The 14,970-nt window shown below is 65.9% G+C and carries 17 protein-coding genes; 13 read left to right on the top strand and 4 right to left on the bottom strand.

Annotated features, from left to right (window positions below):
• The first annotated feature begins 2 nt into the window (after window positions 1–2).
• From Q4610_RS04845 to Q4610_RS04880, 8 genes are all read left to right on the top strand, one after another.
• Entirely contained in the window at window positions 3–473 is a 471-nt protein-coding gene (locus Q4610_RS04845) for a FixH family protein (RefSeq protein ID WP_304535540.1), read from the top strand.
• Entirely contained in the window at window positions 473–2,605 is a 2,133-nt protein-coding gene (locus tag Q4610_RS04850; RefSeq protein ID WP_304534887.1) for a heavy metal translocating P-type ATPase, read from the top strand. Before Q4610_RS04845 ends, Q4610_RS04850 begins: the two co-directional genes overlap by 1 nt.
• Window positions 2,602–2,748: a cbb3-type cytochrome oxidase assembly protein CcoS gene (ccoS, locus tag Q4610_RS04855; RefSeq protein WP_304534888.1), complete on the top strand. Its 147-nt coding sequence runs from the start codon at window positions 2,602–2,604 to the stop codon at window positions 2,746–2,748. Before Q4610_RS04850 ends, ccoS begins: the two co-directional genes overlap by 4 nt.
• Before the next feature lie 342 nt (window positions 2,749–3,090).
• Entirely contained in the window at window positions 3,091–3,684 is a 594-nt protein-coding gene (locus tag Q4610_RS04860) for a nitroreductase family protein (RefSeq protein ID WP_304534889.1), read from the top strand.
• Between the two features lie 90 nt (window positions 3,685–3,774).
• A complete protein-coding gene (locus Q4610_RS04865; protein ID WP_304534890.1) occupies window positions 3,775–4,344 on the top strand; it encodes a PAS domain-containing protein in 570 nt (189 codons plus the stop codon).
• Between the two features lie 4 nt (window positions 4,345–4,348).
• Window positions 4,349–5,002 (top strand): DUF969 domain-containing protein, encoded by a 654-nt coding sequence (locus Q4610_RS04870; RefSeq protein ID WP_304534891.1) that lies wholly within the window; start codon window positions 4,349–4,351, stop codon window positions 5,000–5,002.
• Entirely contained in the window at window positions 4,999–5,937 is a 939-nt protein-coding gene (locus tag Q4610_RS04875) for a DUF979 domain-containing protein (RefSeq protein WP_304534892.1), read from the top strand. Before Q4610_RS04870 ends, Q4610_RS04875 begins: the two co-directional genes overlap by 4 nt.
• Window positions 5,934–6,923, top strand: coding sequence for a DUF2891 domain-containing protein (locus Q4610_RS04880; RefSeq protein ID WP_304534893.1), 990 nt, complete (start codon window positions 5,934–5,936; stop codon window positions 6,921–6,923). Before Q4610_RS04875 ends, Q4610_RS04880 begins: the two co-directional genes overlap by 4 nt.
• Window positions 6,924–6,932: 9 nt before the next feature.
• Here the strand turns inward: Q4610_RS04880 and dapD are convergent, their stop codons facing one another.
• From dapD to Q4610_RS04900, 4 genes are all read right to left on the bottom strand, one after another.
• On the bottom strand, window positions 6,933–7,769 hold the full coding sequence (gene dapD / locus Q4610_RS04885; RefSeq protein WP_304534894.1) for a 2,3,4,5-tetrahydropyridine-2,6-dicarboxylate N-succinyltransferase: 837 nt from the start codon (window positions 7,767–7,769) through the stop codon (window positions 6,933–6,935).
• A complete protein-coding gene (locus Q4610_RS04890) occupies window positions 7,766–8,437 on the bottom strand; it encodes a pyrimidine 5'-nucleotidase (RefSeq protein WP_304534895.1) in 672 nt (223 codons plus the stop codon). Before Q4610_RS04890 ends, dapD begins: the two co-directional genes overlap by 4 nt.
• A gap of 116 nt (window positions 8,438–8,553) precedes the next feature.
• Entirely contained in the window at window positions 8,554–9,432 is an 879-nt protein-coding gene (locus Q4610_RS04895; RefSeq protein WP_304534896.1) for an LOG family protein, read from the bottom strand.
• A 142-nt stretch (window positions 9,433–9,574) separates the two neighbouring features.
• Window positions 9,575–10,267 carry an extensin family protein gene (locus tag Q4610_RS04900; protein WP_304534897.1) on the bottom strand — a complete coding sequence of 231 codons (693 nt, stop codon included), beginning with the start codon at window positions 10,265–10,267 and terminating at the stop codon, window positions 9,575–9,577.
• A 161-nt stretch (window positions 10,268–10,428) separates the two neighbouring features.
• Here Q4610_RS04900 and Q4610_RS04905 point away from each other — a divergent pair, with 161 nt between their 5' ends.
• From Q4610_RS04905 to Q4610_RS04925, 5 genes are all read left to right on the top strand, one after another.
• Complete coding sequence (locus Q4610_RS04905; RefSeq protein ID WP_304534898.1) at window positions 10,429–11,607, top strand: phosphoserine transaminase; 1,179 nt, start codon at window positions 10,429–10,431, stop codon at window positions 11,605–11,607.
• Between the two features lie 112 nt (window positions 11,608–11,719).
• On the top strand, window positions 11,720–13,300 hold the full coding sequence (gene serA / locus Q4610_RS04910; RefSeq protein ID WP_304534899.1) for a phosphoglycerate dehydrogenase: 1,581 nt from the start codon (window positions 11,720–11,722) through the stop codon (window positions 13,298–13,300).
• A 95-nt stretch (window positions 13,301–13,395) separates the two neighbouring features.
• Window positions 13,396–13,533 carry a DUF559 domain-containing protein gene (locus Q4610_RS04915; RefSeq protein ID WP_304535541.1) on the top strand — a complete coding sequence of 46 codons (138 nt, stop codon included), beginning with the start codon at window positions 13,396–13,398 and terminating at the stop codon, window positions 13,531–13,533.
• Window positions 13,534–13,541: 8 nt separating this feature from the next.
• The gene (locus Q4610_RS04920; RefSeq protein ID WP_304534900.1) at window positions 13,542–13,748 is read left to right on the top strand and encodes an endonuclease domain-containing protein; all 207 of its coding nucleotides are present in this window, start codon (window positions 13,542–13,544) and stop codon (window positions 13,746–13,748) included.
• Window positions 13,749–13,750: 2 nt separating this feature from the next.
• Window positions 13,751–14,887 carry an ATP phosphoribosyltransferase regulatory subunit gene (locus Q4610_RS04925; protein ID WP_304535542.1) on the top strand — a complete coding sequence of 379 codons (1,137 nt, stop codon included), beginning with the start codon at window positions 13,751–13,753 and terminating at the stop codon, window positions 14,885–14,887.
• The last annotated feature ends 83 nt before the right edge of the window (window positions 14,888–14,970 follow it).

A 14,970-nucleotide genomic window follows, 5' to 3' on the forward strand; every position in this document is an offset into this window, starting at 1 on the left:
TGATGGACAAGCCCGCCATGCAGACACGATGCTTCACCGGCTGGCACATGACCGGCATCCTGGTCGCCTTCTTCGCGGTGGTGATCGCCGTCAACATGGTGATGGCGACCATCGCCGTGCGCTCCTTCGGCGGCACGGTGGTCGACAACAGCTATGTCGAGAGCCAGAAATTCAACCTCTATCTGGCGCAGGCGCGGGCGCAGGACCGGCTGGGCCGGACCGACAGGGTGACGCTGGACGCGGGGCGGCATGTGCGGCTGGTGCTGAAGGATGGCGCGGGGGTGGCGATAAGCGGCGCGCGCGTCGCTGCGGTGGCCGAGCATCCGCTGGGTCGTGCACCCGACATTGCGCTGCGTTTCGATGAAGCTGCGCCCGGCGCCTATGCCAGCGACCGCGCGCTGCCGGCCGGGCGCTGGCAGGTGCGGATCACGGTCGATCATGGCGCGCAGCATCTGCTGCGGGAGGTGATGTGATGGCCACCCAACCCCTGTTCGAGACAGCGAGTGGAACAGCCGCAGAGACGGTCGAAAGCCTGTTCGCCGTGCCCGCGATCCATTGCGCGGGCTGCATGGCGAAGATCGAGAACGGCCTTGCCGCCGTGCCGGGGATAGAGCGCGCGCGGGTCAACATGACGGCCAGGCGAGTCGCGATCCGCCATGATCCGGCGATCGAGCCGCCCGCGCTCAAGGCCGCGATCGTCGCGCTGGGGTTCGAGGCGGAGGCGCTGGCCGACCCCGGCATCGATGTCGCGGCGGCGGAAAATCGCGCGCTGATCCGCGCGCTGGCGGTGGCGGGCTTTGCCGCGATGAACATCATGCTGCTGTCAGTGTCGATCTGGTCCGGGGCGGATGGGGCGACGCGGCAGATGTTCCACTGGCTGTCCGCCCTGATCGCGCTGCCCACGGTCGCCTATGCCGGCCAGCCCTTCTTCCGTTCCGCCTTTGCCGCGGTGCGGCAGCGGCGCACCAACATGGACGTGCCGATCAGCATCGGCGTGCTGCTGACGACGGGGATGAGCTTGTATGAAACGCTGACCGGCGGCGACCATGCCTGGTTCGACGGAGCGGTGATGCTGCTCTTCTTCCTGCTCGCGGGCCGTTGCCTCGACAGCATGATGCGCAGCCGCGCGCGCGCCGGGGTGGCGGCGCTGCTGAAGCAGACGGCACCGGGGGCGCTGGTTCTGGGCGAGGATGGCCGCAGCCGCTGGGTCAAGGCCGCTGCGTTGCGGCCGGACATGGTGATGCTGGTTGCGGCAGGCGAGCGGCTGGCGGCGGACGGGTACGTGGTCGAGGGGACGAGCGGCCTCGACATCGCGTTCCTGACCGGGGAAAGCGCACCCGTCCGTGTCGGTCCGGGGGATAGCGTGCAGGCGGGCGCGATGAATGTCGACGGGCCGATCCGCGTCGTGGTAACGGCGGCGGGGCCGGACACGGTGATCGCCGACATTGCCCGGCTGATGGAACAGGCGGGGCAGGGCAAGTCGCGCTATGTGCGCCTGGCCGACCGGGCGGCGCGGCTGTACGCGCCCTGCGTCCATGCGCTGGCGGCGCTGTCCTTCGCCGGATGGATGATCGCCGGGGCGGGCGCGCATCAGGCGTTGCTGATCGCGGTGGCGGTGCTGCTGATCACCTGTCCCTGCGCGCTGGGGCTGGCAGTGCCGGCGGCGCAGGTCGTCGCGTGCGGCGCGCTGATGCGGCGCGGCGTGCTGGTCAAGGATGGCTCCGCGCTGGAACGGCTGGCCGAGATTGACGAGGTGCTGTTCGACAAGACGGGCACGCTGACGCTGGGGCGTCCGGTGCCGCGCGATCTGGACGGGCTGGGAGACGAGGATCGTGCCATCCTGCTGGCGCTGGCGCGGGTCAGTCGCCATCCGCTGAGCAATGCGGTGCGACAGGCGCTGGACGGAATCGAGGCGGCGCCGATCGAGGATGCGCGCGAGATAGCGGGAGAGGGCGTGTTCGCCTGCTTCCGGGGTGAAGCGGTGTCGCTCGCCCGGCCACGCAGCCTGATCACCCTGTTCGACCTGGCGAGCGAATATCGACGGGGTGAGGCGGCGACGTTGCTGCGCTTTGCCGATGCGCTGCGCCCCGATGCGGTGCAGGTGGTGGCGGATCTGAAACGGGCCGGCCTTCAGACGCTGATCGCCAGTGGCGATCGTCCCAAAGCCCTGGAAGAGATCGCCCGCGTGACCGGCAGCACCGCGATCGGCCGTCTGCGCCCGGCCGACAAGCTGGCGCTGATCGAACGGTTGAAGCGCCGGGGGCAGAAAATACTGATGGTCGGCGACGGCCTGAATGACGGACCGGCGCTGGCGGCGGGCCATGCCAGCATGGCGCCCGCTTCCGCCAGCGACGCCAGCCAGTTGACGGCCGACGCGGTGTTCCTGGGCGACCGGCTGGCGCCCATCGTCGTCACCCTGCGGGTCGCGCGGCGCACGGTGCGGGTGGTGAAGCAGAATTTCGCCCTCGCCATCGGCTATAATGTGCTGGCGGTGCCGCTGGCGATCGCGGGTCAGGTAACGCCGCTGGTGGCGGCGGTGGCCATGTCCTTGTCCTCGCTGATCGTCGTCGCCAATGCGCTGCGGCTGAACGGGAGCGCCCGATGACCGGCCTTGTCCTGCTGATCCCGATCGCGCTGCTGTGCGGGCTGGTGGCGCTCGTCGCTTTCTTCCTGGCGCTGCGCAACGGGCAATATGACGACATGGACGGCGCGGCGATGCGCGTGCTGGCGGACGACGACGCGCCCTGAGCGATCAAGCTTTTCTGTGCCTGCACTGAGCATTGCTTGTAGGACGATTCTCTATAGGATCGATAGATAAGCCGCGTGAGTCGGTGTGTCGGAGGGCCTATGCAGGATCAGCAGGATCGGGGACTATTTGATCGGTGGCGGACGCGACTGGCACAGGCGCTGCTGCGCGAGCCATCCGTGGTGCTGATCGAACGTGATGCCGACGCCCTGTTTTCGAGGATCGAAGCGGATGAGGCTTTGCGGCCTGCTTGCGAAACGGTGTGTTGACGCCCACGCCCTTCGCATCGGCGCGCGCTGTCCTATATCGACACTGATCCTTCCATATCCCTTGCAGGAGATTTCATGGCCACCAACCCCCGCGTCGTCGAACGCGCCGTTGAACCGCTGTTCCTCGATCGCTGGTCGCCCCGCGCATTCGACAGTTCCGCCATCCCGCAGGCCGATCTCGACACCCTGTTCGACGCGGCGCGCTGGGCGCCATCGGCCTTCAACTACCAGCCCTGGCGCTTCCTTTATGCCCATCGCGACAGCGCCGACTGGCATCGGTTCCTGGACGTGCTGTTCCCGTTCAACCAGAGCTGGGTGCAAAATGCCGGTGCGATCATCTTCATCCTGTCCGACACGCTGATGGCGGCACCGGGGTCGGAGGATTTCAAGCCGTCGCACAGCCATAGTTTCGACGCGGGCGCGGCCTGGGCGCTGCTGGCGTTGCAGGCGACGCGGCTGGGCTATCACACCCATGGCATGACCGGGGTGGATTTCGACAAGGCGCGCGCCGAACTGGGCGTGCCCGACCGTTTCCGGCTGGAGGCCGCAGTCGCGATCGGCCGGCAGGGCGACAAGTCTCTATTGCCCGAAGCGCTTCAGGCACGCGAGTTTCCCAGTGACCGCAAGCCGATCGGGCATTTTGCCTTCGCGGGCAATTTCCCCGCCTGATCCCGCCGCTTGCGGCCGACGCCCTAATTGGGCAAACATGGACGAAGGGCGCTGCAGCCGTGGCGCCCTTTCTTATCTGGTGCCTTGTCCATGTCCCTGCCCGAAATGATTACCGGAAGCGCCGTGGCGGCGGTCCTGACCGATCCGCGCCTTCCCGACAATCCGATCGTCGAATGCAACGACGCATTCCTCGCCCTGACCGGCTATGGCCGCGAAGATGTGATCGGGCGCAACTGCCGCTTTCTGAAAGGCGGCGACCCCAATTGCGAAGCGACCGATGCGATCCGCGCGGCGTTGCGCGACAAGCGGCCGGTACTGGTCGAACTGCGCAACTATCGCAAGGACGGCACACCGTTTCGCAATGCGTTGATGATCGCGCCGATCTTCGGCGCGGACGGGTCGGTCCATCATTATCTGGGATCGCAGATGGCGGTGCAGGAAGATCGGGGCGAGGATGCGCGCGCGCGCATCGCGACGCTGACCGACCGGCAGCGCACCGTGCTGCTCGCCATGGCGCAGGGGCGGCTCAACAAACAGATCGCCTATGAGTTGGGCCTGACCGAGCGGACGGTCAAGATGCACCGCGCCGCAATGCTGCGCGCGCTGGAGGTACGGACGGCGGCAGAGGCGATCCGGCTGGCGATCGAAGCAGGGCTGTAGCTTCATGGCGCTGCTGGGCATCGCGATCATCGTCGCGGGCTTTCTGCTGCGTTTTCATCCGCTGCTGGTGATCCTGGCCTCCGCCATCGTCACCGGGCTGGCCGCCGGCTTCGATCCGCTGGCGATCATCGCCGCGCTGGGCAAGGCATTCAACGAAGCGCGCTATGTCTCGATCATCTGGATCGTGCTGCCGGTGGTCGGCCTGCTGGAAGCCAACGGGTTGCAGGAGCGGGCGCGCGGGTTGATCGCCCAGTTTCATGGCGCGACCGTGGGACGTTTCCTGACCTTTTACCTGGTGATACGGCAGGTGCTGGCTGCCATTGGCCTGACATCGGTGGCGGGCCATCCGCAGACGGTGCGCCCGCTGGTCGCCCCCATTGCGGAGGCGGCGGCGGAACGGCAGGCAGGCGACCTGACCGACGCCGATCGGGAGGAGATCAAGGCGATGGCGGCGGCGACCGACAATATCGGGCTGTTCTTTGGCGAGGATATTTTCCTGGCGATCGGTTCGATCCTGCTGATCAAGGGGCTGCTGGAACAATATGGCATCAGCCTGGAGCCGCTCCAACTGTCGGTCTGGGCGATCCCGACCGCGATCGCGGCCTTCCTGATCCACGGTTTCCGCCTGTGGCGGCTCGACCGCAGGCTGCGCCGATGATCACGCTGCACTGGGTCTATGCGCTGGCCGGAGCGATCTTCGCCGCCTATGCGCTGCTCGGCGCCCGCGAACGGCCGCTCAACGCGGCTTTCTGGGCGCTGCTGGCGGTCAGCATGTGGGCGGGGGACCGGCTGGGCGATCTGGGCAACGGCCTGCTGGTGCTGGGCCTGGTCTGTCTGGGATCGGTCGGCCTGCGATCGGTGGGACGGCTGAACCGAGGCGATAGCGCGGTGGCGCCCGCGCTTCGGCAGGCGCGCGCCGATGGCTTCGGCAACCGGCTGTTCGTGATCGCCCTCATCATTCCCGCGACCGCGCTGGCCGGCACGATCCTGTTCAAGGCGGCGCCCGGCTGGATCGACGGCAGGCAGGCGACGCTGATCGCGCTGGCACTGGGTGTTCTGATCGCGCTGGCGGTAGGATGCCTGTGGCTGCGCACCGGGCCGGTCGTGCCATTGCAGCAGGGACGGCGGCTGATGGATCAGGTCGGATGGGCGGCGATCCTGCCGCAGATGCTGGCCAGCCTGGGCGCGGTGTTCGCGCTGGCGGGGGTGGGCGATGTCGTGGGCGGCATCGTCAGCCAGGCGATCCCGCAGGGCAGCCTGCTGGGCGCGGTGATCGCCTATGCCCTCGGCATGGCGCTGTTCACCATGATCATGGGCAATGCCTTTGCCGCCTTCCCTGTGATGACCGTCGCGATCGGCATTCCGCTGCTGATCCGCACTTATCATGGCGATCCGGCGATCGTGTGCGCGATCGGGATGCTGGCGGGCTTCTGCGGTACGCTGCTGACCCCGATGGCGGCCAATTTCAACCTTGTGCCCGCGGCCTTGCTGGAATTGAAAGACAAGCATGGCGTGATCAGGCAGCAGGTCGGCACCGCCGTTCCGCTGCTGATCGTCAACATCCTCCTCATATACTGGCTGGCGTTCCCATGACTCACCTGACCCAAGACATAGCCGATCGTTTCGCCGCGCTGACCCTGTCGCATCTGGGGCGGCACTATCCCTACAAGATGGACCTGGTGATGGGCGGGCCGGAAGATGCGCGCATACCGGCGGACCATCATCCGATCTTCCACGGCAGTTTCGACTGGCATAGCTGCGTCCATGGCTGGTGGCAGGTGATGCGCTTACTGCGCCTCTATCCCGACATGGCGCAGGCGGCGATGATCGGGATGCGGGCGGACAGGATGCTGGTGCCGGACAAGGTGGCGGGCGAACTGGCCTATCTCGACCGCCCGCTCAGCACGGGGTTCGAGCGGCCCTATGGCTGGGCCTGGCTGCTGGCGCTGCATCAGGAACTGGCGCTGCACGACGCGCCCTGGGCCGATGCGATTGCACCGCTGGCGGATGCCTTCGCCGCGCGTTTCCATGCTTTCCTGCCTCGGCTGACCTACCCGTTGCGGGTCGGCACCCATTACAACATCGCCTTTGCGCTGACGCTGGCGCTGGATTGGGCGGAGACGCGGGATCCCGCGCTGGTGGCGCTGATCCGGGACAAGGCGACCGGCTGGTTCGGGCAGGACAAGGGATGTCAGGCGTGGGAGCCGGGCGGTGACGAATTTCTGTCCCCGGCGCTGATCGAAGCGTTACTGATGAGCCGGCTGCTGCCCGCTGCGGACTTTGCCGCCTGGTTCCACGCCTTCCTGCCGGACCTGGCGCGGGGGGAGCCGGCGACGCTCTTCACCCCCGCCACCGTGTCCGACCGTTCCGACGGCAAGATCGCCCATCTGGACGGGCTGAACCTCAGTCGCGCCTGGTGCTGGCGCGGCATCGCCGTCGCGCTGGGGGACGGGGATGCGATCACCCCACTCGCACGCGCGACGGCAACCCGCCACATCGCCGCCAGCCTGCCCCATGTCGCAGGCGACTATATGGGCGAACATTGGCTGGCGACATATGCCCTGCTGGCGATGGCGTGAACGCCGCGATCAGTCGCGCAGCAGGTCGTTGATGGCGGTCTTGGACCGCGTCTGGGCGTCGACGCGCTTGACGATCACGGCGCAATAGAGGCTGGGACCGGGCGTGCCGTCGGGCAGGGGCTTGCCGGGGAGCGCGCCGGGGACGACGACCGAATAAGGCGGCACCTGACCGATGAAGATTTCGCCCGTGGTGCGATCGACGATCTTGGTCGACATGCCGATGAACACGCCCATCGACAGGACCGATCCCTTGCCGATGCGCACGCCTTCCACCACTTCGGACCGGGCGCCGATGAAACAGTCATCCTCGATGATGACAGGATCGGCCTGCAACGGTTCCAGCACGCCGCCGATGCCGACGCCGCCGGACAGGTGGACATTCTTGCCGATCTGGGCGCAACTGCCGACCGTCACCCAGGTGTCGACCATCGTGCCTTCATCCACGAACGCGCCGATATTGACGAAGCTGGGCATCAGGATGACATTCTTCGCGATATGCGCGCCGGCGCGCGCGAAGCTGCCCGGCACGGCGCGGAACCCGGCGGCACGGAAGGCGGCCTCGTCCCAGCCGGCGAACTTGCTGGGCACCTTGTCCCACCAATGGCCAGCGCCGGGGCCGTTGTCGATCATCACATTGTCATTGAGCCGGAACGACAGCAGCACAGCCTTTTTGAGCCACTGGTTGACCTGCCAGCCGCCGTCCACCGGCTCGGCGACCCGACCCTTGCCACTGTCGAGCAGCGCCAGCGCTTCCTGCACCGCGTCACGGACAGCGCCCTGCGTGGCCAGGCTGACATTGGCGCGGTCCTCCCACGCGGCATCGATAGTGGCGATCAGGTCGGTCATGTGCGTTCCCCAAGGATGTCGGCCAGAAATGGCGTCAGATGGTCGGTTTCAAAATCGATATAATCGGGATGATGGTCGTGATTGCCCGCTTCGGAGCCGTTATTGACCCAGATGGTGGTCATGCCGATCGCCTTGGCGGGCTTGAGGTTGCGGGCCATGTCCTCGAAGAAGGCGGCGCGGGCCGGATCGACATCATGCACGCGGCATAGCTGGGCATAGCCTGACGGATCGGGCTTGGGCACATATTGGCAGGCGTGGATATCGTGGATCAGTTCGAAGGCATCCGACAGTCCCAGCTTGTCGAGCACGCGGCCGGCATAGTCGGCATCGCCATTGGTGAAGATCAGGCGGCGGCCGGGCAGCGCGGCGATATGGGCGTTCAGATCGGTATCCACCGCCAGCCGGTCCATCGAAATGTCATGGACATAATCGAGAAAGTCGCGCGGTTCGATGCCATGATGGCGCATCAGCCCGGACAGGGTAGTGCCATGTTCCATGAAGTAGCGCTTCTGGGTTTCGCGGGCGACCACGGGGTCGCAGCCCAGCAGTTCCTGGATGAACTCGCCCATCTTCACGTCGATCAGCGCGAACAGGTCCGCCTTCGCCGGGTAGAGCGTGTTGTCCAGATCGAAGATCCAGGTGTCGACATGGGCCAGATCCGCGCGCATGGCCGCGCCCTAGAGCGGCACGGCGCGAAGGGCAAGCCACTAACCCTTCTCCCTGCGAGGCAGAAGGATATGGAGCCTTCCCGGCGCCGGAGTTGGAAGATGGGGAAGGATATTATTCAGCCGCAGCCCAGCGGCTCGCTGTCCTGGTAGAAAGTTTGCACCGCAGTCCAGGCGTCCTCCGCGCTTTCGACCCAGGTGAGCAGGTTGAGGTCGGTATGGGAAATCACGCCCTCGTCGGCCAGCGCTTCGAAATCGACCACCCGGTTCCAGAAATCCCTGCCGAACAGCAGGATCGGGATCGGCTTCATCTTGCCCGTCTGAATGAGGGTGAGCAGTTCGAACATCTCGTCGAACGTGCCAAAGCCGCCCGGAAAGACGGCGAGCGCACGGGCGCGCAGCAGGAAATGCATCTTGCGCAGCGCGAAATAGTGGAACTGGAAGCTCAGCTCCGGGGTCACGAAACGATTGGGCGCCTGTTCGTGCGGCAGGACGATGTTCATGCCGATCGTGGTCTGGCCGACATCGGCCGCGCCGCGATTGGCCGCCTCCATGATCGACGGGCCGCCGCCTGAACAGACGACGAAATGACGGCATCCCGCCGCGTTCACCGGATATTGCGCGGCGATGCCGGCCAGTTTGCGGGCTTCGTCATAATAGACCGCCTTCCTGCCCAGATTTTCCGCGATTCGCCGTTGCTGTGGCGTGGTGGCGGCATCGATCCGCGCCTGCACCTCTTCGGGTTGGGGGATGCGGGCGGAACCGTAGAAAACGAAGGTCGATTCGATCTTCGCTTCGTCCATCAGCAATTGGGGCTTGAGCAGTTCGAGCTGGAAACGGATCGGGCGCAGATCCTCGCGCAGCAGGAATTCCGTATCCTGGAAGGCCAGCTTGTAGGCGCTGCTCTGCGTCTGGGGGGTGCCTGCCTGTTTCCTGGCATCATTGGCCTCTTCGCGGGCCGGGCGGAATTTGCGTTCTTCGATTTCTTTTTTCGTCATTTGCCCCAACTTAGTGCGCGGCAATGACAAAACCAAGTCCGCTTGTCGGCAAATGCCAGGCCTCGCCATTGCTGCGCTGCGCTCGCAATGGCGAATCGAGGTTCTGCGTCAGCGACAAAATCCTCCACGTTTTTGCTTTCGTTTAGCGGCAGAAGCCGCCGCTGCCGCCCATGTCGAAATGGAAATGGTCGTGATGGGCAGCGTTGTAATTGGGACTGAGGACGGTGTTGAACCGTTTGCAGGCGCTGGCGTGGACCACGGCCAGGAACTGGCGGGTTTGCCGGTCGCCATTCCAGTCCTTTTGAATGCTGATGCGCCGTCCGTCCGACAGGACGAAGGCGGCCACATCGATCGCATTGCTGTGGGCATGTTCGGACAGCTTGCCGCTGCCCGCGATCGGCCGGCAATTATAGGTGCCGAATGTTTCGATCCGTTCGATCTCCGCGCCCAGGATCAGCCGCGCGGCGGGCTGTACGCCATAGCGTGCCCAGGCGGCGAAATTGGCCGCCAGGTTGCAGGTCATCGCACCCAGATTGGTGGTCGGCACGCCGATGTCGGTCAGCTTCACACTGCCATAGGCACTGCATCCGCCGCCGAAATTCTGGTCGGGCAGGGGGGTGAAGGATACCGCTTGCGATTGCAGTTTCGCAAAACATTGCCGGGTTTCCAGCGCCGGTTGTGCCGGTGCGCGCACCGGGTTTCGCGCCGCTTTGGGCGCAGTGGCCACTCGCCCGCGCGGGACCAGGTCGCCGCTGCACGCACCCAGGCCCAGCGCCAGCAGCGCGGCCAGCCCGACGCCCCGCGTCGCCCGTATCCCGATTGCCCGATCGCTCATGAGTCGGGATGCTAGCAGGGCAATTCTTGCCGAAGGTTAACGGCCTGTTCGGTTCGTCCTATTTTCATGGTCGCCTTGACAGGTCCGCCGAAATCTCTAGTGCGGCCGACGGGCCACGCGGTCCCAACGCCGCGCGTGCTCTCTGTAAGGAGACGCATTACATGACTGATCTGACTGCCGTTGACGCCACCATTGCGCCTGCGCAAAAGCCCGCAAGCCGTCCGGCCCGACCCTTTTTCTCTTCCGGTCCCTGTGCCAAGCCTCCCGGCTGGAGCGCCGACAAGCTGGCCACCGACTCGCTTGGCCGCTCGCACCGCGCCAAGATCGGCAAGACCCGCCTTGGCTATTGCATCGACCTGATGCGCGAACTGCTCGGCCTGCCCGAAACCCACCGCATCGGCATCGTGCCGGGGTCCGACACCGGCGCCTTCGAAATGGCGATGTGGACGATGCTGGGCGCGCGCCCCGTCACGACCATCGCGTGGGAAAGCTTCGGCGAAGGCTGGGTGACGGACGCGGCCAAGCAGTTGAAGCTCGACCCCACCGTCATCCGCGCCGATTATGGCCAGTTGCCCGATCTTTCCACGGTCGATTTCAGCAATGACGTGCTGTTCACCTGGAACGGGACCACGTCGGGCGTGCGCGTGCCGAACGCCGACTGGATTGCGGCCGACCGTGAAGGGCTGACCTTCGCCGACGCGACCAGCGCGGTGTTCGCCTATGACATCGACTGGGCGAAGATCGACGTCGCCACCTTCTCCTGGCAGAAGGTGCTGGGCGGCGAGGGCGGCCATGGTGTGCTGATCCTCGGCCCCCGCGCCGTCGAGCGACTCGAAACCTACAGCCCCGCCTGGCCGCTGCCCAAGGTTTTCCGTCTGATGGCCAAGGGCAAGCTGGCCGAAGGCGTGTTCAAGGGCGAGACGATCAACACCCCGTCCATGCTGGCGGTCGAGGACGCGATCTTCGCGCTGGAATGGGGCAAGTCGCTGGGCGGCCTCAACGGCCTGATCGCGCGCAGCGACGCCAATGCGGCTGCCCTGGACAAGATCGTCGCGGAGCGCGACTGGCTGGGCCATCTCGCCGTCGATGAAGCGTCGCGGTCCAGAACCAGCGTCTGCCTGACCGTCGCGGGTGCTGACGAAGCCTTCATCAAGGCCTTTGCCGGCCTGCTGGAAAAGGAAGGCGCCGCCTATGACATTGCGGGCTACCGCGATGCCCCGGCGGGTCTTCGCATCTGGTGCGGCGCGACCGTCGAAACCGCCGATATCGAAGCGCTGGGTCCGTGGCTCGACTGGGCCTATGCAACAGTTTTTGCCAAAGAGCAGGTTGCCCACTCTTAATGGCGTCACCCCGACCCTGAGCCGGGGTCCCGCTTCTTCTTCATGTCCTGCCCGCCAACTAAGCGGGACCCCGGATCAAGTCCGGGGTGACGATGACATATAGGATATTCCCATGCCCAAAGTCCTCATTTCCGACAAGATGGACCCCCGCGCTGCCGCGATCTTCCGTGAACGCGGCGTCGAGGTCGATGAAATCACCGGCAAGACCCCCGAAGAACTGATCGCCATCATCGGCGAGTATGACGGCCTCGCCATCCGCTCCTCGACCAAGGTGACGAAGGCGATCCTCGACGCCGCCACCAACCTGAAGGTCATCGGCCGTGCCGGCATCGGCGTCGACAATGTCGACATCCCCTATGCGTCGGCCAAGGGCGTGATCGTCATGAACACCCCGTTCGGCAACTCCATCACCACCGCCGAACATGCCATCGCGCTGATGTTCGCGCTCGCCCGCCAGTTGCCCGAAGCCAATGCGCAGACGCAGGCGGGCCTGTGGCCCAAGAACGGCTTCATGGGCGTGGAAGTCACTGGCAAGACGCTCGGCCTGATCGGCGCGGGCAATATCGGCTCGATCGTCGCCAGCCGCGCGCTGGGCCTGAAAATGAAGGTCGTTGCCTTCGATCCCTTCCTGACGCCCGAACGCGCCATCGAAATGGGCGTTGAAAAGGCCGATCTCGACACGCTGCTGGCCCGCGCCGACTTCATCACGCTGCACACGCCGCTCACTGACCAGACCCGCAATATCCTCAGCCGCGAAAATCTGGCCAAGACGAAGAAGGGCGTGCGCATCATCAACTGCGCGCGCGGCGGCCTGATCGACGAAGCCGCGCTCAAGGATGCGCTGGATTCGGGCCAGGTCGCGGGTGCCGCGCTTGACGTGTTCCAGACCGAACCGGCCAAGGACTCGCCGCTCTTCGGCACGCCGAACTTCATCTGCACCCCGCATCTGGGCGCGTCGACCGACGAAGCGCAGGTCAATGTCGCCTTGCAGGTCGCCGATCAGCTCAGCGACTATCTGCTCGACGGCGGCATCACCAATGCGCTGAACGTGCCGTCCCTGAGCGCCGAGGAGGCGCCCAAGCTCAAACCCTATATGGCGCTGGCGGAAAAGCTGGGCAGCCTGGTCGGCCAGTTGGAAGGCGACCAGATCAGCGGCGTCGCGGTCGAGGTGGAGGGCCAGGCCGCGCAGCTCAACCAGAAGCCGATCACGGCGGCGGTCCTTGCCGGCCTGATGCGCGTCTATTCGGACACGGTGAACATGGTCAACGCGCCCTTCCTGGCCAAGGAACGCGGCCTCGACGTGCGGGAAGTGCGCCATGACCGCGAGGGCGACTATCAGACGCTGGTGCGCGTGACGGTAACGACCGAAAGCGGCGAGCGCTCGGTCGCCGGCACGCTGTTCGGCCACGCCCAGCCGCGCCTGGTCGAACTGTTCGGCATCAAGGTGGAGGCCGATCTCGACGGCACGATGCTCTATATCGTCAATCAGGACGCGCCCGGCTTCATCGGTCGTCTCGGCAGCAAGCTGGGCGAATCGGACGTCAATATCGGCACCTTCCACCTGGGTCGCCGCAACCAGGGCGGCGAAGCGGTGTTGCTGCTGTCGGTCGATGGCACTGTCACCGAACCGCTGCGCTGGGAAATCTGCAACCTGACCGGCGTGAAGCAGGTGAAGCTGCTGCGCTTCGCGTAACTTGCTCTAAAAGCCCTCTCCCCCATGGGGAGAGGGTTGGGAGAGGGGGAGCAACGATGCGGATTGATCCGACGCTCAAGGTTCGCGCGCGGTCTATGCGCGCGAACCCGCCCCCCGCCGAACAAAAATTATGGCTCGCCCTGCGCGCCAACCCCTTCGAAAACCGGCAATTCACGCGCCAGACGATTATCGCCCCTCTATCGTCGATTTCGCGTCGAAGGCCGCGCGTCTGATCATCGCAGTGGATGGGGATACACATTCCGCCAAAGATCGCTATGACGCCCGCCGAACCGAGTTTCTGGAATCGCTGGGCTATACTGTGATCCGTTTTGCCAATCCCGATGTCATGCCCAATATCGAGGCTGTTCTGAGCGTGATTGCCGATGCGTTGCGCGTGTCCCCCTCTCCCCAACCCTCTCCCCCAGGGGAGAGGGAGCAAAGGCCATGACCATGACGTCCCCCATGATCCCGCCCAGCCTCCTGCCAGAGGGCCTCTCCGACCGCCTGCCGCCGCAGGCGCAAGCCTCCGCACGGCTGACGCGCCGCGTGCTCGATACGGTGGCGAGCCATGGCTATGAACGGGTCATGCCGCCGCTCGCGGAGTTCGAGGATACGCTGACCCAGCGCCTCAAATCCATGCGCGCGCAGGATCTGGTCCGCGCGGTCGATCCGGTGTCGCAACGCAGCCTGGCCTTCCGCCCGGACATGACCGCGCAGGTCGGCCGCATTGCCGCCACGCGCCTCGCCGTCGCGCCGCGCCCGCTGCGCCTGTCCTATGCCGGGCCGGTGATCCGCCAGAAGGCCAGCCAGCTTCGCCCTGAGCGCGAGAAATTGCAGATCGGCGCCGAACTGATCGGCAGCGACAGTGCCGCCGCGGCGGTCGAGATCGTCAATGTCGCGATCGAAGCGTTGCAGGCCGCCGGCGTCACCGGCATCACCATCGATTTCACCCTGCCCGACCTGATCGACGCGCTGGCCGCTGGTCCATTACCGCTTGCCATGCACGAGATCGAGCCGGTCCGTACCGCGCTGGACGCCAAGGATGCCGGCGCATTGGCTGCGATCAGCCCGGCGGCCGCCGCCTATCTGCCGCTGATCGAGGCGACTGGCCCGTTCCACGCCGCGATGGAGCGGCTCGAAGCCCTGAGCGCGCAACTGGGCGGCGCGATCGACAGCCGCATCGCCGGCCTGCGCGCCATCGCCAGGCCGATCGGCTGGGACATCACCCTGACGCTCGATCCCACCGAACGCCATGGTTTCGAATTTCAGAACTGGTTCGGCTTCTCGATCTTCGCCGAAGGCTTCATCGGCGAGATCGGGCGCGGCGGCAGCTACGCCATCGCGCGCGCGGACGGTGCAGACGAGCCGGCGATGGGCTTTTCCCTCTATCCCGACCCGCTGATCGACGCAGGGTTCGGCGACGAAAGCCCCAGGCGCCTGTTCCTGCCGCTGGGCCATGACGCGGCCCGCGCGGCCGAACTGCGCGCCGAAGGCTGGCACACCGTCGCGGCGCTGTCCGGCGATGAGGATGGCGCGGCCCAGCGTTGCTCGCACTGGCTGGACGGTGGCGAACCGCGCGCCTATTGACTTGACTTCACCGGGGCAGCGCGGCTAACGCGCGCCCCGCAACAGGGTGCGATGCGCGCCCGTTTGATCCCACCGGCATGCCG

The sequence above is a fragment of the Sphingobium cyanobacteriorum genome, from assembly GCF_030580935.1.
Classification (GTDB): domain Bacteria; phylum Pseudomonadota; class Alphaproteobacteria; order Sphingomonadales; family Sphingomonadaceae; genus Sphingobium; species Sphingobium cyanobacteriorum.

Excerpts from the sequence above, each read along its gene's own strand:
- Q4610_RS04845 (WP_304535540.1), top strand. The coding sequence starts at position 3 with ATGGACAAGCCCGCCATGCAGACACGATGCTTCACCGGCTGGCACATG.
- Q4610_RS04850 (WP_304534887.1), top strand. The coding sequence starts at position 473 with ATGGCCACCCAACCCCTGTTCGAGACAGCGAGTGGAACAGCCGCAGAG.
- ccoS (WP_304534888.1), top strand. The coding sequence starts at position 2,602 with ATGACCGGCCTTGTCCTGCTGATCCCGATCGCGCTGCTGTGCGGGCTG.
- Q4610_RS04860 (WP_304534889.1), top strand. The coding sequence starts at position 3,091 with ATGGCCACCAACCCCCGCGTCGTCGAACGCGCCGTTGAACCGCTGTTC.
- Q4610_RS04865 (WP_304534890.1), top strand. The coding sequence starts at position 3,775 with ATGTCCCTGCCCGAAATGATTACCGGAAGCGCCGTGGCGGCGGTCCTG.
- Q4610_RS04870 (WP_304534891.1), top strand. The coding sequence starts at position 4,349 with ATGGCGCTGCTGGGCATCGCGATCATCGTCGCGGGCTTTCTGCTGCGT.
- Q4610_RS04875 (WP_304534892.1), top strand. The coding sequence starts at position 4,999 with ATGATCACGCTGCACTGGGTCTATGCGCTGGCCGGAGCGATCTTCGCC.
- Q4610_RS04880 (WP_304534893.1), top strand. The coding sequence starts at position 5,934 with ATGACTCACCTGACCCAAGACATAGCCGATCGTTTCGCCGCGCTGACC.
- dapD (WP_304534894.1), bottom strand. The coding sequence starts at position 7,769 with ATGACCGACCTGATCGCCACTATCGATGCCGCGTGGGAGGACCGCGCC.
- Q4610_RS04890 (WP_304534895.1), bottom strand. The coding sequence starts at position 8,437 with ATGCGCGCGGATCTGGCCCATGTCGACACCTGGATCTTCGATCTGGAC.
- Q4610_RS04895 (WP_304534896.1), bottom strand. The coding sequence starts at position 9,432 with ATGACGAAAAAAGAAATCGAAGAACGCAAATTCCGCCCGGCCCGCGAA.
- Q4610_RS04900 (WP_304534897.1), bottom strand. The coding sequence starts at position 10,267 with ATGAGCGATCGGGCAATCGGGATACGGGCGACGCGGGGCGTCGGGCTG.
- Q4610_RS04905 (WP_304534898.1), top strand. The coding sequence starts at position 10,429 with ATGACTGATCTGACTGCCGTTGACGCCACCATTGCGCCTGCGCAAAAG.
- serA (WP_304534899.1), top strand. The coding sequence starts at position 11,720 with ATGCCCAAAGTCCTCATTTCCGACAAGATGGACCCCCGCGCTGCCGCG.
- Q4610_RS04915 (WP_304535541.1), top strand. The coding sequence starts at position 13,396 with ATGCGCGCGAACCCGCCCCCCGCCGAACAAAAATTATGGCTCGCCCTG.
- Q4610_RS04925 (WP_304535542.1), top strand. The coding sequence starts at position 13,751 with ATGACGTCCCCCATGATCCCGCCCAGCCTCCTGCCAGAGGGCCTCTCC.